We start from the raw sequence: 18,818 nt of genomic DNA, 5'->3' as shown, positions 1-18,818 counted from the left end.
TGCCGACGGTTGCACCCAAATTATCGCTTCATTGAGATGCGCTCCCTTACCGTCGTGATGCAGTCCAAATTATCTGGGATAAAGCGAGTAGTTGGAAATAACAACTCCAGAGAAAATAGCGTGTGTACGCCAGAAAAATAGTGCTGGAGGAGTATACACTAAAATTGACATAACTTGAATTTACGGGCGGTGAGCTTGCTTAATAGATTGTTTTTGAATGGAAATTAAGACCGCCTGTCGACCATGCCGACAGGCGGCGGGCATCAGAAACGCCAGAAGGTGCGGGAGCATAAAATCAGAATCGGGTAAATCTCCAGGCGTCCCAGCAGCATGGCGGCGCACATCAGCCATTTGGCGGGATCGGAGAGCGTGCCGAAGCCGGCCGCCGTTTCGCCAAACCCCAGGCCCATATTGTTGATGCAGGCGGCGACGGTAGCGAACGCGGTCATCATGTCATAGCCCATCAGGTTCAGCGCCCAGACGAACAGGCAACTGAACAGCACGTACAGAAAGAAAAAACTCCATACCGATCGCAGTACGCGGTCGTGCACCGAGGCGTCGCCAACCTTGATGGTGAAAATGGCGTTGGGGTGCACCAGCTGGTTGACCTCGTGACGGCTCACTTTATACATAATCAGAAAGCGCAGCGCTTTAATCCCGCCACAGGTTGACCCCACGCAACCGCCGAAGAAACTGGCGCCGAGCAGCAGCAGGATGGCATTGGTCGGCGTTTTGGCGTAGTCGGCGGTGGCCAGACCGTTGTCGGTCATCATCGAACTGGTGAGGAAAAAGCCGTGCACCAGCGCGTCTTTGATGCCGTACATCCCGGAGCGGTACAGTTCGGCCACCACAATGGCCACGATAATGGACAGAATCAGCAGGAAAAAGCGCAGTTCGGGATTGCGGAGGAGCGGCTTCAGGCTGCGGCGGCTGATGGCGACGAAGAACAGGGTGAAATTGATGGCCGCCAGTACGGAGAAAATGCCGCCGACCAGCTCGATCGGCGCGCTGTCGAAATAGCCCAGGCTTTCATTACGGGTCGAAAAACCGCCCAGCGACACGGTGGACAGCGCATGACACAGGGCGTCGAACCAAGGCATGCCGGCCAGGCGGAACGCCAGGGTGCACAGCATCCCGAGCCCCAGATAAATCAGCCACAGGTTTTTGGCCGTGTCGGCCAGACGCGGCGTCAGGCGTTCTTCCTTGAACGGGCCGGGCATTTCCGACTGATACAGCTTGGCGCCACCGATGCCCAGCAGCGGCAGCACCGCCACCGCCAGCACGATAACCCCCAAACCGCCGACAAAATTCAGCTGCGCGCGATAATAAAGGAAAGACTTCGGCACCGAGGAGACATCGTTCAGCACCGAGGCGCCGGTGGTGGTGATGCCGGAGACGCCCTCGAACATGGCGTCTACCAGGCTGATGTTCATGGTGTCGTCGAGCCACAGCGGCAGGGCGCTGATAATGGAAAACAGCAGCCAGAACAGGACAATGATTAAAAAACCGTCCTGGGTGCGCAACTGCACCTTCGACTGGCGGCTGCTGAACCAGCCAAGACCGCCGGCCGACGCGGCAATCACCAGCGTATAGAAAAAAGAGAAGATGCTTTTTTCTTTGTAGAGCAACGCCATTAATAACGGGGGAATCATGGAAAGGCTGTAAAGGACCACTAAAAAACTGCAAAGGTGAACAACAATAACCAGTTGTTTTGTTTTAACCATGCTTGCGCCCGGGTTGCCGAAGGACTGTGCGTCAACACATTGATAGAAGTAGATATAGAATAGCGCGGACGATATAAAAATATCATAAAAATTATGTTATCCGCGTTTGTTGCGGCGCGGGTAGCGTCAGCGGCTCAGGTTGCTCAGCGCCAGCAGCGCGCCGAACGTGATTAACAGCCCGCCGAACAGGCGGTCAATGCCGCGGCGCAGGCGCAGAAAACGCGCGCTGACGCCCGGGGCAGAAAAGAACAGCGCCACGATGCCAAACCACAGCATATGCGCCAGAGAAATAAAGAGGCCGTAGCCGATCTGCACCCACAGCGCGCTTTGCGGGCTCACCACCTGCATAAACAGGCTGACGATGAAAATGGTGGCTTTGGGGTTCAGCACATTGGTCAGAAACCCGGTTTTCAATGCGCGCCATTCACCGATGTTGTGCGCAGGCGCTGCGGCGGCGGGCGGCGCTGCCGACGCATGACGATACATCTGTGCGCCCAGATAAATCAGGTAGGCCGCGCCGACAAACTTCAGCAGGGTGAATAGCCACAATGAGCGCTGAATCAGCAGGCCGACGCCGATCAGCGTGTATCCCACGTGAACCAGCACGCCCAGGCTGATGCCCAGCGCGCAGTAAAGTCCGGAGGCGCGCGAGCCGGTCAGGCTGTTGCGCGATACCATGGCGAAATCCGGTCCGGGACTGATTACGGCGAGTAAAGTCAGGGTGACGACGGCAATAAGTTCGGTCATAGTGGGCCTGTATAAAATATTGATTAGATAGGGTTGCATTGTTGAACGTCGCAGACAGGGAGACAAACGATGAAAACTGACAAAATCGGTGAGCCTATCTCACGTAAAATCGGCAGAAACATTTCGCTGGGCGGGCTGCGTTGTTTTGAGGCGGCGGCCAGGCTGGAAAGCTTTACCCAGGCGGCGCACAGTTTGAGCCTGACCCATGGCGCCATCAGCCGGGCGGTGCGGGCGCTGGAGAATGAACTGGGGCTGGCGCTGTTCGAACGGCGTTACCGGCGGGTCTATCTGACGGCGGCCGGGCGTAAACTGTGGCAGGCCAGTCAACAGGCGTTCGATATCCTTGAGCAGAGCGTGCAGGAGCTGTATCTGCAGGCGCAAAACGCGCCGATCGTACTCTCCTGTGAGCCGACGTTACTGATGCGCTGGCTGATTCCTCGCTTACCGGAATTTTTGCGTGCCCATCCGGCGATTCATGTGCAGCTGGTAGCCGGTGGCGGAGCGGTTGCTTTCCAGGACGGCATCACGCTGGCGATTCGGCGTAATGATTTTGACTGGGGCGGGAGTGTGCACAGCATCCCGTTGTTTAGCGAAAAGGTCGGCCCGGTCTGCAAACCGGAAATGCTGACGTATTTTATTGAGGGCAGTCAGACCGAGCCGCGTTTGCGCCGCGATGCGGCGCTGTTGCAGACCGCGACTCGGCCTAACGCCTGGGCGGAATGGGCGCAGGCGCAGGGGGTCTCGATTGAGGGCATGCCGCAGCAGCGTTTCGATCACTTCTATTTCAGCCTGCAGGCGGCGGTCGCCGGGCTGGGCGTGGCGATCGGGCCCTGGCAACAGGTGCGCGATGATATCAGTGCCGGACTGCTGGCGGCGCCGTTCGGGTTTTGCCACGACGGTAGCGGTTACAGCCTGCTGACACCGCAGCCGGTGGCGCCGGGCAGCGCGGCGGAAACCTTGCTGCATTGGCTGCAGCGCCAGGCGACGGAGCTTTAGAAGGAGACGTTGCGGATAAAGCGCAAAGGGCTTTCGCCGCGGTTGGCGTACGTGTACCGTTGATCGCTGTTGAAAACGTGAGTCTCGCCGGCGCGCAGCGTCAGCGTCTGCTGTTCCAGCTGCAGCGTCAGACACCCCTCAATGACATGCACGACCTCGTGCCAGCCTTCGGCATCGGGCTGCGAGTGATACTGTTCGTGCGGCATCAGCGTCCATTGCCACAGCTCCACCCGCTGGCGTGCCGGCACGCTGGCGGCAAAAATGGCCTGGCTGGCTGCCTGCTCCCCCTGCCAGGCCAGCTCGCCGACCAGGTGGCTGCCGCGCGCCGCCGGCGCCTGGACCAGATCGCTGAAAGAGATCTGGAGCGCCGCCGCCAGTTTATCCAGCACGGCCAGGCTGACATTGCGGTCGCCGGCCTCAATCCCCGCCAGCATACGGCGGCTGACGCCGGACAGCGTCGCCAGCGCCGTTTGGCTCAGCCCCGCCTGCTGCCGGTAACCGCGTACGTTGCTGCTGAGGTACTGCAGCACCTGGGGGGCCTCGGGCTTGCCATTGTGCATTATATTGCTCATTTTTCCGTGATGTCTCATACTGGCAGGAACTGTGCATTATATTGCATGCTGTGTTGATCAAGGGCAAGTCGATATCTATGAGTAAAACATCTTCTACTCCGGGCCTGTTGCTGAAGATCAGGCCGCAGGAAGCGATCCTGATTGTCATTACCATGATCTGGGGCGGTACGTTCCTGGCGATTCATTACGCCATGACGGTCAGCGGCCCGTTCTTTTTTGTCGGGCTGCGTTTTGGCGCCGCCGCGCTGGCGTTGATGCTGTTTTCATTACGCAGCCTGCGCGGGCTGACCTGGTATGAATGTAAGGCGGGGATAGCGATCGGCGTGACGATAGCGGTGGGCTACAGCCTGCAGAGCATCGGCCTGCAGACCATCAGCAGCAGCCAGTCGGCGTTTATCACCGCAATGTACGTGCCGATGGTGCCGCTGCTGCAGTGGCTGGTGCTCAAGCGTTTTCCGGGCGTGATGGCGTGGATCGGTATTGTGCTGGCCTTTAGCGGCCTGATGCTGCTGGCCGGGCCGAACGGCAGCAAAGTCAGCTTTAGCCTGGGAGAAACCGTTACCCTGATCAGCACCGTGGCGGTGGCGGCGGAAATCATACTTATCAGCGTCTATGCCGGGAAAGTGAACGTTAAACGGGTGACCGTGGTACAGCTGACGACCGCCTCGCTGCTCTCTTTTATGATGATGGTGCCGAGCGGCGAAAAGGTGCCGGCCTATTCCGATTATTTACTGTACTGCGCCGTCGGTCTTGGGATCGCCAGCGCTCTGATTCAGCTCACCATGAACTGGGCACAACGCAGTATTTCGCCGACGCGGGCGACGGTGATTTATGCCGGCGAGCCGGTGTGGGCCGGCGTGGTGGGGCGCATTGCCGGTGAGCGTCTGCCGGGAGCGGCGTTGCTGGGAGGGGCATTGATCGTGCTGGGGGTGATCGTCAGCGAATTGCGTATTCGACGGAAGAAAAAGCGCGAGGCGCTGGCGGAGAGTTAGAGCAGGACAGAACCTGGGGAGGCGAAGCCTCCCCTTTCAGTCAGTGTCAGGCTGCTTTTTTGTTGCGCGCCAGCAGGTAGCCGATGCCCAGCAGCACGAACCACAGCGGGGTGGCCATCAGCGCCTGGCGCGTGTCGTCCTGCAGGGTCAGCAGCACCAGAACGAAGGCGAAGAATGCCATACATACCCAGCACATCAGCTTGCCGGCCGGCATTTTGTAAATCGACTTTTGGTGCAGTTGCGGACGTCGTTTGCGGTACACCAGGTACGAACACAGGATTATCGTCCAGACAAACATGAACAGGATGGCGGAGACGGTGGTGACCAGGGTAAATACCGTCATCACGTTCGGGATCAGGTAAATCAGCACCACGCCGCCCAGCAGACAGATGCAGGAGAAAGTCAGGCCGTTGGCCGGCACCGCGCGCTTGGACAGGTTGGCGAACGATTTTGGCGCGTCGCCCTGCTGCGCCAGGCCGTACAGCATACGGCTGGTGGAGAAAACGCCGCTGTTGGCGGATGAAGCCGCAGAGGTCAGCACCACGAAGTTAATCACGCTGGCCGCCGCCGGCAGGCCGACCAGCATAAACAGCTCGACGAACGGGCTCTTGTCAGCCACCACGGAACTCCACGGCGTCACGGACATGATGACGATCAGTGAGAACACGTAGAACATGATGATGCGCAGCGGAATGGAGTTAATGGCGCGCGGCAGCGATTTTTCCGGGTCTTTGGTTTCGGCGGCGGTAGTGCCGACCAGTTCGATGCCGACAAAGGCGAAGACCGCGATCTGGAAGCCGGCGAAGAAGCCGCTGATGCCTTTCGGGAACATGCCGCCATCATTCCACAGGTGCGAGAGCGACGCGACGCTGCCGTTCGGCGACTGGAAGTGGGTGGCGATCATTACAACCCCGGTGATAATCAGGCCGATAATGGCGACGATTTTGATCATCGCAAACCAGAACTCCATCTCACCGAACATCTTCACCGTGGCCAGGTTGAGCGTCAACAATACCAGTACGCACAGCAGCGATACGATCCATTGCGACAGCCCGGGGAACCAGAATTGGGCATAGGCGGTGATCGCCACCACGTCGGCAATCCCGGTCACCACCCAGCAGAACCAGTAGGTCCAGCCGGTAAAGAAGCCGGCCCACGGGCCGAGCAGATCGGCGGCGAAATCGCTGAAGGATTTGTACTGCAGGTTGGACAGCAGTAATTCGCCCATCGCCCGCATCACAAAGAACAGCATAAAACCGATGATCATGTAGACGAAGATGATGGAAGGGCCGGCCAGGCTGATGGTCTTGCCCGAGCCCATAAACAGACCGGTGCCGATAGCGCCGCCGATGGCGATCAGCTGAATATGGCGGTTGGTCAGGTTTCTGCGTAGATGATCGTCTGACGCCTCCGTGGCGTCGGCGGTAATTTTAGCGTGGTCTACCATCTGATGATGTCCTGTCTTACCTGTCATGAGTGAAATTACGAGCTCTAAATTGGCTCTTTCTTATACGTTTATCCGGTTGTCCGGCTTGAATTAAGGTGGTGTTACTAATTCACCTTTGCGCAACATGTTTACAACATTTAACGCCCAGGGGAAAGGTTGGTTGTTTCTTGTTCACAGGAGGTAAATCGGACCTTCAGGAGACGCAAGGTTACCCTCAGGAATAAAAAATTAACAGCCTTTGCCAAAGCTATCTCGTTGATATCTCAGTAGGTTAAATTTTTAGCATGAAAAAAACTAATGCGTAATGACGCCTGGCCCGATGTGAACGCTTGCCGTCGGGCCGGCGTGAACCGCCGGGGTCTGACAGGACGGTGCCGATGAACGGTTTACGTCAGGCTGTGGCAGGCGTTAAGTATCAGGCTGCTAAAAATCATTGGCTTAGCGCATCTGTTTCACGCTCATGCTGGCGAGAGGGCGTTAAATTTGTGCGGTGTCGCGCAAAATTGCAGTCGCGTTTCGCTTTGAGTCAGAAAGGTGATCTGGCGCAAATTTGCCGCCCAGAGGCGTGGATGTGCGGCTTTTTCTCCCTATTTCTTGTCATGCACAAAATTTTCTGTGCCTGCCGCCGAGTGGTGGAATTTTCATCGATTTTGGCGTCAGGCACGACCAGAAGGCTCATCTGTCTTTTTTATTTATTGCCATTTGATTAGCTGGTGGTTGGTGTAAGTATAGTTTTTTATTTTGTTGTGCGGCGTATTGTGTTGCTATCATGCTGCCTTAACCTCTGAGGGAACAAAGCATGAAAAACAAATCATTAGCATTATTATTACTGGCCAGCCTGACCGGCTGCAGCCAGCCGTCAACGTCGCCGGAAGCGTCAGCGCCGGCCGCCGGCAAAAACGAAACCTTATACGTCAACAGCCGTCTGGTGGATTGCGTGGGCGTCGCGCCGATGAAATGCATGCAGGTGCGTCAGTCGCCGGATGCGCAGTGGGAGCTGTTTTACACCCAGATTGAAGGTTTCGAGTTTACCCCCGGCTATCGCTATAAACTGCAGGTAAACGTCAGCGAGCTGGAGAATGTCCCGGCCGATGCGTCTTCGCTGCGTTATGTACTGATCAAACAGCTGGAAAAAACCAAAGCATAAATATTGTGCCGGGGGCGACGGTATGCGGCCTCCGGCGTGATCTTCTCGCCCGCCTTTTGGTAACGCCGCGCAGGCGGTGAAAGAGTATTAACCCCCGATCACAAAAAACCGACAAATCAATTCATCCGCATCGTCTTCAGCAGTAAGCTGGAAGCCACAGGGCTACCACCAAATAGGGATGACATATGTACCAGATGATTTTAGTACCGGTTGATCTTGAAGAGCCGCAACTGACGGACAACGCAATCAAGCATGTGGAGTATCTGGCCAAGGTTTCGGGCGCCAAGGTACACCTGTTTCATGCGTTGCCGGACGCATCGGCATTTGTCACTGCCTATTCGTTCGGCATTAAAGAATTTGAAAATCAGGCGGAAGTTAACGCGATCGACAAGCTGAAGAACATCATTTCGGAAATGGAGCTGCCGCTGGATCGTCTGTCCTATACCATCAGTTTCGGTTCACCGCGTGATGAAGTGCTGCAGCTGGCCGACGAGATCGGCGCTGATCTGATCGTGGTCGGCTCACGGCGTCCCAGCGTCAAAACCTATCTGCTCGGCTCCAACGCTGCGGCGATCGTGCGCCATGCCAAAACCTCGGTGATGGTGGTCAGATAAGCGTAAACCCCTCTCCCGACGGGAGAGGGGGACGGTTTAACGGCACAGCGCCTCAATCTCATCGTACAGCGCCTGCGGCAGTTCGATGCCGTGCTGCTCGCTCTGCGGGCGCTGGCGAAAACGTCGTTCGCCGGGCAGCCGTGCGCCCTGTTGCCGCATATCGTTGAACAGCGTTTCGGCGTGGGCCAGATAGCTTGCCTGCTGCTCCCCCAAAAAGCGCTGCGGATCCATGGCGATAATCAACTCGCCGCCGTAAGGCGATGAACCGGTCTGATTATCAAACGCCAGTGACTCTTTACTGGTCATATCGCCGATTAACGGTCCGGCCAATAATTCCACCATCGCCGCCAGCGCAGAGCCTTTATGCCCGCCGAAGGTCAGCATGGCGCCGGCCAGCACGCTGGCGGCATCGGTTGATGGCCGTCCCTCCTTGTCGATTCCCCAGCCAGGCGGCAGCGGTGTGCCGGCGCGCCGGTGCAGCTCTATCTCGCCGCGCGCCGCGGCGCTGGTCGCCATATCAAACACAAAAGGCGGCTGCCCGGGGCGCGGCCAGCCAAAGGCGATAGGGTTGGTGCCGAACAGCGGCTGGCTGCCGCCGGCCGGCGTCACCCAGGCGTGGCTGGGAGTACAGGCCAGCGCCACCAGTCCTTGGTCGGTCAGCGGTTCGATATCGGCCCACAGCGCCGAGAAGTGTACGCAGTGGTTGATCGCCAGCGCGGCGATGCCGTTGTGTTTTACTTTGTCAACAAACGCCGGCAGCGCCCGGCGGTAGGCCACCAGCGAAAAGGCGCCGTGGGCGTTGACCCGCATAATGGCGGGGGCGCTGTCGATAAGCTCCGGTTCGGCATCGGCGGAGACTTTCCCCATCTGCAGCGAGTGTACGCAGCCGAGAATGCGATACAGCCCGTGCGAGGCGCAGCCGTCGCGCTCTCCGGCGGTGACGTTCTGCGCCACCGCGTCGGCGTGTTCGGCGCTGAATCCGTTGCTGCGTAGTGCGCGCTGTGCTAAGTGGTAGGCCTGATCTAGCGTCAGGCGTACGCTTGCCGTCATGGTGATACCCTCCTTATTTACTCTTCTTCATCCCCGACAAAATTTGCCTGAGGTAAACAGGTATAGGCGCCCCAGTAGTAGATCGCCAATGCAATCACCGCCACCGTCAGGGTGTCCCACGGGTGGCCGATGGCGCCGATGCCGCCGAAACTGCCCAGATAGGAGACGATAATGATCAGCGCATAGAAGGCTACCAGCCACAGCGAAGAGTAAACCTGCTGGCGCAGACTGACGGCGTGCGTCGGCACCTGCTTTTTGAACAGGATATAGATAAGAAACATCAGGATCTGCAGGCCCAGCAGCCAGGAAATGGTGTTCCAGCCGGACCAGTAGACGATCAGCGCGGAAATAATAAACGATAGCGGACCGAGCACGCAGAAGCCGCGCACCAAAAACGGCCGCTGCAGATCCGGCGCGTTGCGACGCAGCCCGGCGGCGGTAACCGGCGCGATGGCATAGCTCAGCACCAGCGCGGCGGACACCACGCCGATCAGCCGCTCCCAGGACGGGAACGGCAGCGTCCAGAAGATCGACAGCGCGAAGGTCAGCCACAGAGCCGGGCGCGGAATGCCGGATTCGCCGTCGACGCGGGTAAAAACTTTAAAAAAGGTGCCGGCGCGTGCCCAGCCGTAGACTACGCGCGGCGTGGCGTTCATATAGATGTTGCCGGTGCCGCTGGGGGAGATAATCGCGTCGCTGACCACCAGAAACGCCAGCCAGCCCATGCCGAGCGTAATGGCGATATCGCGGTAGGGCAGCGAGAACTGCTTGCTGATGCCTGACCAGCCGCCGCTCAGCATTTCGGCGGGAATGCTGCCGAGAAAAGCCAGCTGCAGCAGGACATAGATCACCGTCGAGAGCAGTACGGAGAGGATCAGGGCGATGGGAATAGTGCGCTGCGGCTTTTGCACTTCGCTGGCTACCGAGATAATCGGCGTCAGCCCCAGATAGGCGAAAATAATGCCGCCGGCAGAAATTGCCGCCTCCACGCCGGCTGCGCCGTAAGGGGCGAAGCCCTGACTGTGCAGATTTTCCGGCTTAAAGAAGGTAAACAGCACCACTATCACCAGCAGCGGCACCAGGAATTTCAGAATACTGATGAAGTTGTTGGATTTGGCGAAGGTCTTCACGCTGTAATAGTTGAGCGCGAAGAACAGGCACAGCAGGAGCAACTGCACCAGCCAGCCGAACAGCGTGGGATCGCCCGAATCCGGCTGGCTGAGGAAGGGAAACCAGGCGGCGGCGTACTGGCGGGCGGCGACGATTTCAATCGAGATCAGGCTGGAGAAGGCGATCAGCGTGATAAAGCCGAGCAGGTAGCCCATCAGCTCGCCGTGAGAAAATACCGGATAGCGGATGATGCCGCCGGCGCGCGGCAGCGCCGCCCCCAGTTCGCAATAGACAATGCCGAGCAGCAGCACCGCCAGCCCGCCGATCAGCCAGGAGTAGATCCCCGCCGGACCGGCGATGGACGAGACGTGGCTGGCGGCGAACAGCCAGCCGGAGCCAAAAATGGCGCCCAGGCCGATAAATGTCAGATCGGTGAGCGTCAGCTGCTTCTTGAATTTACCCTGTGTGGTCATGGTGGCTACCCTTTTATTATCTCATTGCAGGTGCTGTTCACAGCGGATCGCGCCGGTAAACGCCGTTTACCAGTCGCAGCAAATTAAGCGGATTTTCATCCTGCAGGGCAGGAGGCAGCAGCGACGGCGGCGCATTTTGCAGACAGACCGGCCGCATAAAACGCTCGATCGCCAGCGTGCCGACCGAGGTGCCGCGGGCGTCGCTGGTAGCGGGGTAAGGCCCGCCGTGCACCATGGCGTCGCAAACTTCCACCCCGGTGGGGTAGCCGTTAAACAACACCCGCCCGGCTTTATGCGTTAAACAGGCCAGCAGCGGCGCGGCGGCGGTCAGGTCGGCGTCATCGGCCAGCAGCGTGGCGGTCAGTTGCCCTTGCAGCGCGTTCAGCGCCTGCTGCAGCTGTTGCTCGTCGTCCAGCGCCGCCACGATGGCGACCGGGCCAAACACCTCTTCCTGCAGCCGCGTATCCGCCGTCAACAGCAGCCGGCCTTCCGCCTGATACAGCTGCGCGCAGGCCTGATGGCCAGGGGCGTCACGCCGGCCGGCCAGGTGCGCGATGCCTGGATGCTGTTCCAGTTCGTTCAGCCCCTGATGATAATGGTGCAAAGTAGCGGTATTGAGCATGGTCTGCGGTTCGGCCGCTTCGATCTGTTGACTCAGCGCGGTGATAAATTGTTCAAGTGCCGGACTGCGCACGCCGAGGATCAAACCGGGCTTGGTGCAGAACTGGCCGCAGCCCAGAGTAACCGACGCCGCCAACTGCTGTGCGATTTGCCGGCCGCGCTGCGCCAGCGCCTGCGGCAGCACGATCACCGGGTTGATGCTCGACATCTCGGCGAACACCGGGATCGGCTGCGGGCGTTGCTGCGCCAGATCGAACAGCGCGCGGCCGCCCTTGAGCGAGCCGGTAAAGCCGACCGCCTGAATGGCCGGGTGCTGTACCAGATCGGCGCCGATACGGTCGCCGAAGATCATATTGAACACCCCGGCGGGCATCTGCTGCTGTGCTACCGCACGTTCGATCGCCTGTGCGATCAGCTCTGCGGTGGCCATATGGCCGCCGTGCGCTTTAAACACCACCGGACAACCGGCGGCCAGCGCGGCAGCGGTATCGCCGCCGGCAGTGGAGAACGCCAGCGGGAAATTGCTGGCGCCGAATACCGCCACCGGGCCGATGGCGGTGCGGTACTGACGTAAATCCGGGCGCGGCAGCGGCGTGCGTTCTGGCTGGGCGCTGTCAATCCGCGCGCCGATAACGTCGCCACGGCGCAGCAGTTCGGCGAACAGCCGCATTTGGCCGCTGGTGCGGGCGCGTTCACCCTGCAGGCGCGCCGGCGGCAGCGCGGTTTCCTGCTGGACGACGGTAAAAAAGTCATCATCCAGCGCATCAAGTTGATCGGCAATGGCGTCAAGGAAGGACGCGCGCTGCTGGCAGCTGGTCTGTGCGTAGGCAACAAACGCTGATTGTGCCGCGAGTGCGGCGCAAGCGGCCTCGTGCCGACTGGCCTGATGGAAGCGATAGCCGGTGGGCTGACCGTTATCGGCACGCAGGCTGATAAGGTCGGCCGTGCCGCTGGCGACGCGGCGGCCGCCGATAAACTGCTTTCCGCTGAGGGTGGTGATAGGCATAGTGTCCCCGCTGTGGTTGCGGCGCCCCTGAATGCGGCAAGGGGCGCGTCAGGATTTACAGACCGACGTCCGGCAGCGCCGGACGCTGTGCCAGCGCCTGTTCGACGACGGCGACCACCTGCTGACGGGTTTCGCCCTCCAGCGCCAGACGCGGCGGGCGGGTGACCGCGCTGCCGCGGCCAACCAGCTCTTCACACAGCTTGATGCACTGCACCAAATCCGGTCGTGCGTCGAGGTGCAGCAGCGGCATAAACCAGCGGTACAGCGCCAGCGCCTCGTCGAAGCGTTTTTGCTTCGCCAGCCGGAACAGCGTTTCCCCCTCGCGGGGGAAGGCGTTGGACATGCCGGAAATCCAGCCCTCGGCGCCGACGGCGATGCTTTCCACCACCACATCGTCCAGCCCGGCGAACAGCACAAAGCGGTCGCCGACCGTGTTGCGCAGATCGATAAAGCGGCTGGTATCGCCGGAGGAGTCTTTGAAACAGACGATGTTGTCGCAGTCCGCCAGCGAGATCAGGATCTCCGGCGTGACGTCGTTTTTATAAATCGGCGGGTTGTTGTAGACCATAATCGGCAGATCGGTGGCGGCGGCGACGCTGCGGAAATGCGCGGCGGTTTCGTGCGGTTTGGACGAGTACACCAGGGCCGGCATCACCATAATACCGTCGACGCCGGCTTTGGCGGCCTGCTGCGCCATATCCTGTGCGAAAGCGGTGGTGAATTCGGCGATGCCGGCAATCACCGGCACTTTACCCCGGGCGGCGTCTTTCGCCACTTCGATCACCGCCAGTTTTTCCTGGGCGCTGAGCGAGGTGTTCTCGCCGACGCTGCCGCATACCACCAACCCGGAGACGCCGTCGTCAACCAGATTGCTCACCACCCGGTGGGTGGCTTCCAGATCGAGAGAAAAATCGCTGCGGAATTGGGTGCTGACCGCGGGGAACACGCCGCTCCAGTTAATGGCTTTTTGGCTCATGCTGTTTTTCCTGTCGTCGAATGTGTTAATTGAGGGTGAGTTATTGGTGAAATTCGATAACAGAGTGACCGGAATCCGCGGCGACGGCTTGACGCTTTTCGCCGCCGGGCATGACGAAATCAGCACAGTCAGCGGGAACAACGCCGACCGTTGCCGTGAGCGGAAAGCCCATTGGCGGCTTTACGGCGAGGGCGTTAGGCGTGTAATGAAGTGCGGAAATCCCGCGGTGTTGAGCCGGTCATGGCTTTAAACTGGCGGCTGAAGGCGCTGTGATCGGTATAGCCGCACTGCAGGGCGATATCGGTAATCGGCGTGTCGCCGGCCAGCAGCGCACTGGCCTTTTCTAGCCGTACTTTGTGGATCATCTGGCGTGGCGTCAGGTGGAAGATGCGCTTGCAGTAGCGTTCGATCTGCGCCACCGACAGCCCGGTCAATGCGGTCAGTTCCTCCAGCGCAATCTGCCTGGCGTAATGCCGGCGGATATAGTCATCCAGCGCCGCCAACCGCTGATAGGCCGGGTGGTTGGCTTTGGCCTCCTGCAGATCGTGTGAAATGCCCGCCATGCCGATGATTTTGCCCTGCGTATTGCACAGCGCCAGCTTTTGCGTCAGGCACCAGCCGGTTTCTCGGCCGCTGTACAGGTGCATTTCCAACTGATCCTGAATATGTACGCCGTGGCGCAGAACGCGCAGATCCTGCTCGGTATAGCCGGCGCCGAGCTGCGCGGGGAACACATCGGCGGAGGTTTTGCCCAGCAGCGGCGTCACCGTTTTGAACCCGCAGCGCTTTGCCAGCGTCAGATTTGCCAGCAGATAGCGGGCCTGGGCGTCTTTCAGGAAAAACACCACGTTGGGAATGGCGTTTAGCAGCGGTGCAATCAGCGCCAGAGCATTGAGTACGCTATGCAGGTCGTGGGGGCGCTGCTGCGCCAGGCCGTCGCACAGCCGGCTGAGTTTTTCGACGGCAAAGTCGTCGTCTGCCGCCCTTGCCGTCATCTCAGGCGCGGGCGGGGAAGACGGGGGATTGCTGGCTAAACGCATCGCTGTACCTTTTCTGTTGGCCGCTGGATTTAACGGTTTTGGATCAATATTAACTTTTATTTAACTTGGCAAGCGTCGTCCGCCAAAACTGCGGATCACCGCATAATTTTACCGCTGCCAGGCCGCCTGCGCTGGCGCACCATGCGCTTTGGCTGATTTGGCATAAAAATAATGCCATGATAAATAAGAGATTATTATGGGTTGTTAGTGACCGACAGGCCGAAGGCGGGGGCGACTGTGCTGATTTCGCCATGCATTGCGCCGAAATGCATCAAGCCGGCGGCGGGGAATTCAGTCAGGCTGGCGTGAAGATTTTATCAACTCGCTGGAGATCCCGATGACCGATTCCACGTCCATCACCGCACTACGGGCGATTGATTCCCACACCGGAGGTGAACCCACGCGCCTGATCGTTGACGGTTTCCCCAATCTGGGCGACGGCAGTATGGCGGAACGTAAGGCGCTGTTTGCCGAATGCCATGACCACTGGCGCAGCGCCATTATTCTTGAACCGCGCGGCAACGATGTGCTGGTCGGAGCGCTGATGTGCCGTCCCTGCTCGCCGACGGCCAGCGCCGGCGTGATCTTTTTCAATAATACGGGGTATCTCGGCATGTGTGGGCACGGCACCATCGGTCTGATAGCGTCGTTGGCCTATCTGGGCCGCATCCGCCCCGGCGACCACCAGATTGAGACGCCGGTGGGTACGGTCAGTGCCAGGCTGCATCAGGACGGCAGCGTCACGGTGCAAAATGTACCGGCCTACCGCTATCGCCGCGCGGTGACCATTGAGGTGCCCGGCTATGGCAGCGTCTGCGGCGATATTGCCTGGGGCGGCAACTGGTTCTTCTTGATCGCCGAACATGGACTGGCGGTGACGCGTGGCAATATTGACGCGCTGACCGCGTTCAGCTGGGCGGTGCGGCAGGCGTTGGAACAGGCGGGCATATGCGGCGAGGATGGCGGCGTGATTGATCATATCGAACTGTTTGCCGATGACGAACGCGCCGACAGCCGCAACTTTGTGCTGTGTCCTGGCAAGGCCTATGACCGCTCGCCCTGTGGCACCGGCACCAGCGCCAAGCTGGCCTGTCTGGCGGACGACGGCAAGCTGTCGCCGGGGGCGATCTGGCGTCAGGCTAGCGTTATCGGCAGTGAATTTCACGCCAGTTATCAGCCGTTGGCCCATGGGATCCAGCCGTCGATTCGCGGCAAGGCCTATGTGTGCGCCGACAGCCGGCTGCTGCTCGACCCGCGCGATCCCTTTGTCTGGGGGATCCGTGCATGAAACGCGCCGACGTGATTGTGGTCGGCGCCGGGATTATCGGCAGCGCCTGCGCCTGGCAGCTGGCGCGTCGGGGGCTACGGGTAGCGCTGGTGGATGACGGCCTGCCGGGGGCGACCGCTGCAGGCATGGGGCATCTGGTCTGTATGGCCGACAACCCGGCCGAGCTGGCGCTCTGCGCCTATTCGCTGCGTCTGTGGCGCGAGCTGGTTGCGCAGATGCCGGAGCATTGCGCCTGGCGCAGCTGCGGCACGCTGTGGCTGGCTGAGCATGAAGATGAGCTGGCGCTGGCGGAGCAAAAGCAGCAGCGGTTGGCCGCCGCTGAAGCGGAGAGCCGTCTGGTCAGCGCCGGTGAGCTGCGGCGGTGTGAGCCGCTGTTGCGTCACGGTTTGGCCGGCGGGCTGCACGTCCCCGGTGACGGCATTGTATACGCGCCGAATGTGGCCCGCTGGCTGATAGAGCAGGGGGGAGAGGCGATCGTGCGCTATCGCGGCAGCGCCGTGGCGCTGGAGCCACAGGCGGTGCGGCTGGCCGATGGCACGCGGCTGACGGCCGATGCCGTGCTGCTGGCGTGCGGCCTGGCGGCCAATGCGCTGCTGGCAGAGCCGCTGTTGCGGGCTAAAAAAGGACAATTGGCGATCACCGACCGCTATCCGCCGCAGGTTCGTCATCAACTGGTGGAATTGGGGTACGGCGCCAGCGCGCACGCCAGCAATGGCACCTCAGTGGCGTTTAATCTGCAGGCGCGCCCCACCGGCCAGTTGCTGCTCGGCTCTTCACGCCAGTTTGACGCGCCGGACGACGTGTTGGATATGTCGCTGCTGGCGACAATGTTGCAGCGGGCGACACAGTTTGTACCGTCGCTGGCGCAGATGAATATCATCCGCTGTTGGACCGGCCAGCGCGCGGCGTCGGCAGACGGGCTGCCGCTGCTGGGCCCTCATCCTGTCCATGACGGCCTGTGGCTGGCGCTGGGGCATGAGGGACTGGGCGTGACCACCGCGCTCGGCAGCGCGGCGCTGATCGCCGACCGTCTGCTGCGGCAGCGCCCGGCGATTGACGATACGCCTTACCGGCCTGTTCGGCTGCTGACGGTTGAGGAGGTTTCCGCATGAGCAAGATTGCCATCACGATTGATGGGGAACGCCTGTGGGTCAAGGTGGGCATCAGCGTTGCGGCGGCGTTGAGTATGACGTCACAACCGCACTGTCGCCTGTCGGTCTCTGGGCAACCGCGCGCGCCGTTTTGCAGCATGGGTATTTGTCAGGAGTGCCGTGTCAGCATTAACGGCGTCCGACGCCTGGCTTGCCAGACGTTGTGCCAGGCCGATATGCATATAACCAGGAGCGACAATGGCTGATCTGTACGGTGAAATCGTGGTGATTGGCGCGGGGCCGGCCGGATTATCCGCCGCGCTGGCTGCGGCGCAAAGCGGCAAATCGGTGCTGTTACTGGACGATAACCCACATCCGGGGGGGCAAATCTGGCGCACCGGACCGGCGGTGGCGCTGCCGGCGCTGGCGCGTTATTACCGCCAGGCGGTGGCGGCGCAACGCAATATCCGTTGGCTGCACAGTTGCAAAGTGGTGGCGCTGTGCGGCATGCGGCGGCTGTTGTATGAGGATGCGCAGCATTGCGGGATGATTGAGTATCGGCGTCTTATCCTGTGCTGCGGCGCGCGTGAGCTGTTGCTGCCGTTTCCCGGCTGGACATTGCCGGGCGTGACCGGCGCCGGCGGCCTGCAGGCGCAAATCAAGCAGGGGCTGGACATCCGCGGCCAGCGGGTGGCGATCGCCGGCAGTGGGCCGTTACTGCTGGCGGTGGCGGATACGGTGCGCCGGGCCGGCGGCGAGGTGGTACTGTTGGCGGAACAGGCGCCTCTGCGGCGCACGGCGCGTTTTGTCGGGGGATTATGGCGTTGGCCAGGCAAGCTACGGCAGTCCGTGCGGCTGTTTAACGCGCGTTACCGCGGCGACAGTTATGTGTTGGCCGCCCATGGCGAGCACCGGCTGGGCAGTATCGAGGTGCAAGAACGTGGACGCGTGCGTCGGCTGGCCTGTGATTGGCTGGCCTGCGGCTATGGGCTGGTGCCGAATATTGAGCTGGCGCTATTGCTGGGCTGCCGGATAGCACGGCAGGCGGTGGCCGTGAACGCCCGGCAACAGAGCAGCGTGGCGCATATTTACGCGGCGGGGGAGTGCGCCGGCGTTGGGGGCAGTGAACTGGCGCTGACGGAGGGGGCGATAGCCGGCTATGCCGCCAGCGGTGCGTCACTGCCGGCGAGGCTGTTACGGGCGCGTCAGCGCTGGCAGCGTTTTGCCGCCGTGGTCGCGGGGACGTTCCGGTTGGATCCCGCGTTAAAAAAACTGGCGACGGCGCAAACGCTACTGTGTCGCTGCGAGGATGTGACGCTGGGGCAGGTGGCCGGACAGACAGACTGGCGCAGCGCCAAACTGACCAGCCGCTGCGGGATGGGCGCCTGTCAGGGGAAAGTCTGCGCAACGGCGGCGCGTTACCTGTTTGGCTGGCCGCTGGCAACGCCCCGGGCGCCGTTGACGCCGGTGCGCACGGCGACCCTGCTGCACGGCACAGAGCGCGAATCCGACGCATAAAACTGCTACACTCAGGCATAATACTCCACGAAACAGGCGGATGAAGGATGACAAACGCGCTGATTACTCTGGGATTATGCCTGTTGTTAGTGCCATTACTGTTATGGCTGATGGGCAAGGCATTATCAGCGGCAAAGGATAAGCCGCATGACGACAAAAGCAAGCCAAAAACCGGCATGCCGCACGGCGATGACGAGTAGGCTCAGGTCGGTTTAGCTGTGTGGCCAATCGTAGACCTTTTCATATCAACCTTTCGCGTACATGCAGGATTTTATGATGGCGTTGCAGGCGTCTTTGTTGTTGTCGCTATGTAGTGTTCATAACGGTGGCCGTCCAGGCAGATTTTCTTGTTCTTTTCACAGGAAACGTATCGATCGTGGTAATCAACCTCGACGTCTCTGACGAC

19 protein-coding genes are annotated in these 18,818 nt (G+C 60.3%); 10 read left to right on the top strand and 9 right to left on the bottom strand.

Going from position 1 to position 18,818, the window contains the following annotated elements:
* Positions 1–263: 263 nt before the first annotated feature.
* Together FO014_RS01505 and FO014_RS01500 are read right to left on the bottom strand one after the other, a co-directional pair.
* Positions 264–1,724, bottom strand: a complete 1,461-nt coding sequence (locus FO014_RS01505) for a TrkH family potassium uptake protein (protein ID WP_160027284.1) — start codon at positions 1,722–1,724, stop codon at positions 264–266.
* A 126-nt stretch (positions 1,725–1,850) separates the two neighbouring features.
* Entirely contained in the window at positions 1,851–2,471 is a 621-nt protein-coding gene (locus tag FO014_RS01500) for a LysE family transporter (protein ID WP_160027282.1), read from the bottom strand.
* Between the two features lie 69 nt (positions 2,472–2,540).
* Between FO014_RS01500 and FO014_RS01495 the strand changes: the two genes are divergently transcribed.
* Complete coding sequence (locus FO014_RS01495) at positions 2,541–3,467, top strand: LysR family transcriptional regulator (protein ID WP_160027280.1); 927 nt, start codon at positions 2,541–2,543, stop codon at positions 3,465–3,467.
* Here FO014_RS01495 and FO014_RS01490 read toward each other — a convergent pair.
* Entirely contained in the window at positions 3,464–4,039 is a 576-nt protein-coding gene (locus FO014_RS01490) for a helix-turn-helix domain-containing protein (protein WP_160027278.1), read from the bottom strand. The two genes, FO014_RS01495 and FO014_RS01490, sit on opposite strands and share 4 nt — an antisense overlap.
* Positions 4,040–4,116: 77 nt before the next feature.
* Between FO014_RS01490 and FO014_RS01485 the strand changes: the two genes are divergently transcribed.
* Positions 4,117–5,031: a DMT family transporter gene (locus tag FO014_RS01485; protein ID WP_160027276.1), complete on the top strand. Its 915-nt coding sequence runs from the start codon at positions 4,117–4,119 to the stop codon at positions 5,029–5,031.
* Positions 5,032–5,077: 46 nt separating this feature from the next.
* Here FO014_RS01485 and cycA read toward each other — a convergent pair whose 3' ends face one another.
* The gene (gene cycA, locus FO014_RS01480; protein ID WP_160027274.1) at positions 5,078–6,478 is read right to left on the bottom strand and encodes a D-serine/D-alanine/glycine transporter; all 1,401 of its coding nucleotides are present in this window, start codon (positions 6,476–6,478) and stop codon (positions 5,078–5,080) included.
* Between the two features lie 377 nt (positions 6,479–6,855).
* Here cycA and FO014_RS01475 point away from each other — a divergent pair, with 377 nt between their 5' ends.
* From FO014_RS01475 to FO014_RS01465, 3 genes are all read left to right on the top strand, one after another.
* On the top strand, positions 6,856–7,188 hold the full coding sequence (locus FO014_RS01475) for a hypothetical protein (protein WP_160027272.1): 333 nt from the start codon (positions 6,856–6,858) through the stop codon (positions 7,186–7,188).
* A gap of 89 nt (positions 7,189–7,277) precedes the next feature.
* Positions 7,278–7,625, top strand: coding sequence for a DUF4377 domain-containing protein (locus tag FO014_RS01470; protein ID WP_160027270.1), 348 nt, complete (start codon positions 7,278–7,280; stop codon positions 7,623–7,625).
* A gap of 185 nt (positions 7,626–7,810) precedes the next feature.
* Positions 7,811–8,239 carry a universal stress protein gene (locus FO014_RS01465; protein ID WP_160027268.1) on the top strand — a complete coding sequence of 143 codons (429 nt, stop codon included), beginning with the start codon at positions 7,811–7,813 and terminating at the stop codon, positions 8,237–8,239.
* Positions 8,240–8,275: 36 nt separating this feature from the next.
* On the opposite strand, the gene FO014_RS01460 is transcribed toward FO014_RS01465, so the two are convergent.
* From FO014_RS01460 to FO014_RS01440, 5 genes are all read right to left on the bottom strand, one after another.
* Entirely contained in the window at positions 8,276–9,289 is a 1,014-nt protein-coding gene (locus FO014_RS01460; protein ID WP_160027266.1) for an Ldh family oxidoreductase, read from the bottom strand.
* Between the two features lie 17 nt (positions 9,290–9,306).
* On the bottom strand, positions 9,307–10,872 hold the full coding sequence (locus FO014_RS01455; protein ID WP_160027264.1) for an APC family permease: 1,566 nt from the start codon (positions 10,870–10,872) through the stop codon (positions 9,307–9,309).
* Between the two features lie 37 nt (positions 10,873–10,909).
* Positions 10,910–12,499 (bottom strand): aldehyde dehydrogenase (NADP(+)), encoded by a 1,590-nt coding sequence (locus FO014_RS01450; RefSeq protein ID WP_160027262.1) that lies wholly within the window; start codon positions 12,497–12,499, stop codon positions 10,910–10,912.
* Positions 12,500–12,554: 55 nt separating this feature from the next.
* On the bottom strand, positions 12,555–13,475 hold the full coding sequence (locus tag FO014_RS01445; RefSeq protein ID WP_160027260.1) for a dihydrodipicolinate synthase family protein: 921 nt from the start codon (positions 13,473–13,475) through the stop codon (positions 12,555–12,557).
* A gap of 194 nt (positions 13,476–13,669) precedes the next feature.
* Positions 13,670–14,470, bottom strand: a complete 801-nt coding sequence (locus FO014_RS01440; protein WP_246168053.1) for an AraC family transcriptional regulator — start codon at positions 14,468–14,470, stop codon at positions 13,670–13,672.
* A gap of 382 nt (positions 14,471–14,852) precedes the next feature.
* Here FO014_RS01440 and FO014_RS01435 point away from each other — a divergent pair, with 382 nt between their 5' ends.
* From FO014_RS01435 to FO014_RS23740, 5 genes are read left to right on the top strand one after another with little or no spacing between them, the layout of a single operon-like run.
* Positions 14,853–15,803: a 4-hydroxyproline epimerase gene (locus FO014_RS01435; protein WP_160027256.1), complete on the top strand. Its 951-nt coding sequence runs from the start codon at positions 14,853–14,855 to the stop codon at positions 15,801–15,803.
* The gene (locus tag FO014_RS01430) at positions 15,800–16,915 is read left to right on the top strand and encodes an NAD(P)/FAD-dependent oxidoreductase (protein ID WP_160027254.1); all 1,116 of its coding nucleotides are present in this window, start codon (positions 15,800–15,802) and stop codon (positions 16,913–16,915) included. Before FO014_RS01435 ends, FO014_RS01430 begins: the two co-directional genes overlap by 4 nt.
* Positions 16,912–17,160, top strand: a complete 249-nt coding sequence (locus FO014_RS01425; protein ID WP_160027252.1) for a 2Fe-2S iron-sulfur cluster-binding protein — start codon at positions 16,912–16,914, stop codon at positions 17,158–17,160. The genes FO014_RS01430 and FO014_RS01425 overlap by 4 nt, the downstream gene beginning before the upstream one ends.
* Positions 17,153–18,412, top strand: a complete 1,260-nt coding sequence (locus tag FO014_RS01420) for an NAD(P)/FAD-dependent oxidoreductase (RefSeq protein ID WP_160027250.1) — start codon at positions 17,153–17,155, stop codon at positions 18,410–18,412. The genes FO014_RS01425 and FO014_RS01420 overlap by 8 nt, the downstream gene beginning before the upstream one ends.
* Positions 18,413–18,459: 47 nt before the next feature.
* Complete coding sequence (locus tag FO014_RS23740) at positions 18,460–18,612, top strand: hypothetical protein (protein WP_201282906.1); 153 nt, start codon at positions 18,460–18,462, stop codon at positions 18,610–18,612.
* The last annotated feature ends 206 nt before the right edge of the window (positions 18,613–18,818 follow it).

The organism is Serratia rhizosphaerae (assembly GCF_009817885.1).
Classification (GTDB): Bacteria; Pseudomonadota; Gammaproteobacteria; order Enterobacterales; family Enterobacteriaceae; genus Serratia_B; species Serratia_B rhizosphaerae.
Note: the sequence above shows the minus strand (reverse complement) of the source record. Positions and strands in the feature narration are given on the sequence as shown.

Bases quoted from the DNA above. Each gene is read 5' to 3' on its own strand.
- FO014_RS01505 (WP_160027284.1), bottom strand. From the start codon at position 1,724: ATGGTTAAAACAAAACAACTGGTTATTGTTGTTCACCTTTGCAGTTTT.
- FO014_RS01500 (WP_160027282.1), bottom strand. From the start codon at position 2,471: ATGACCGAACTTATTGCCGTCGTCACCCTGACTTTACTCGCCGTAATC.
- FO014_RS01495 (WP_160027280.1), top strand. From the start codon at position 2,541: ATGAAAACTGACAAAATCGGTGAGCCTATCTCACGTAAAATCGGCAGA.
- FO014_RS01490 (WP_160027278.1), bottom strand. From the start codon at position 4,039: ATGAGCAATATAATGCACAATGGCAAGCCCGAGGCCCCCCAGGTGCTG.
- FO014_RS01485 (WP_160027276.1), top strand. From the start codon at position 4,117: ATGAGTAAAACATCTTCTACTCCGGGCCTGTTGCTGAAGATCAGGCCG.
- cycA (WP_160027274.1), bottom strand. From the start codon at position 6,478: ATGGTAGACCACGCTAAAATTACCGCCGACGCCACGGAGGCGTCAGAC.
- FO014_RS01475 (WP_160027272.1), top strand. From the start codon at position 6,856: ATGAACGGTTTACGTCAGGCTGTGGCAGGCGTTAAGTATCAGGCTGCT.
- FO014_RS01470 (WP_160027270.1), top strand. From the start codon at position 7,278: ATGAAAAACAAATCATTAGCATTATTATTACTGGCCAGCCTGACCGGC.
- FO014_RS01465 (WP_160027268.1), top strand. From the start codon at position 7,811: ATGTACCAGATGATTTTAGTACCGGTTGATCTTGAAGAGCCGCAACTG.
- FO014_RS01460 (WP_160027266.1), bottom strand. From the start codon at position 9,289: ATGACGGCAAGCGTACGCCTGACGCTAGATCAGGCCTACCACTTAGCA.
- FO014_RS01455 (WP_160027264.1), bottom strand. From the start codon at position 10,872: ATGACCACACAGGGTAAATTCAAGAAGCAGCTGACGCTCACCGATCTG.
- FO014_RS01450 (WP_160027262.1), bottom strand. From the start codon at position 12,499: ATGCCTATCACCACCCTCAGCGGAAAGCAGTTTATCGGCGGCCGCCGC.
- FO014_RS01445 (WP_160027260.1), bottom strand. From the start codon at position 13,475: ATGAGCCAAAAAGCCATTAACTGGAGCGGCGTGTTCCCCGCGGTCAGC.
- FO014_RS01440 (WP_246168053.1), bottom strand. From the start codon at position 14,470: ATGACGGCAAGGGCGGCAGACGACGACTTTGCCGTCGAAAAACTCAGC.
- FO014_RS01435 (WP_160027256.1), top strand. From the start codon at position 14,853: ATGACCGATTCCACGTCCATCACCGCACTACGGGCGATTGATTCCCAC.
- FO014_RS01430 (WP_160027254.1), top strand. From the start codon at position 15,800: ATGAAACGCGCCGACGTGATTGTGGTCGGCGCCGGGATTATCGGCAGC.
- FO014_RS01425 (WP_160027252.1), top strand. From the start codon at position 16,912: ATGAGCAAGATTGCCATCACGATTGATGGGGAACGCCTGTGGGTCAAG.
- FO014_RS01420 (WP_160027250.1), top strand. From the start codon at position 17,153: ATGGCTGATCTGTACGGTGAAATCGTGGTGATTGGCGCGGGGCCGGCC.
- FO014_RS23740 (WP_201282906.1), top strand. From the start codon at position 18,460: ATGACAAACGCGCTGATTACTCTGGGATTATGCCTGTTGTTAGTGCCA.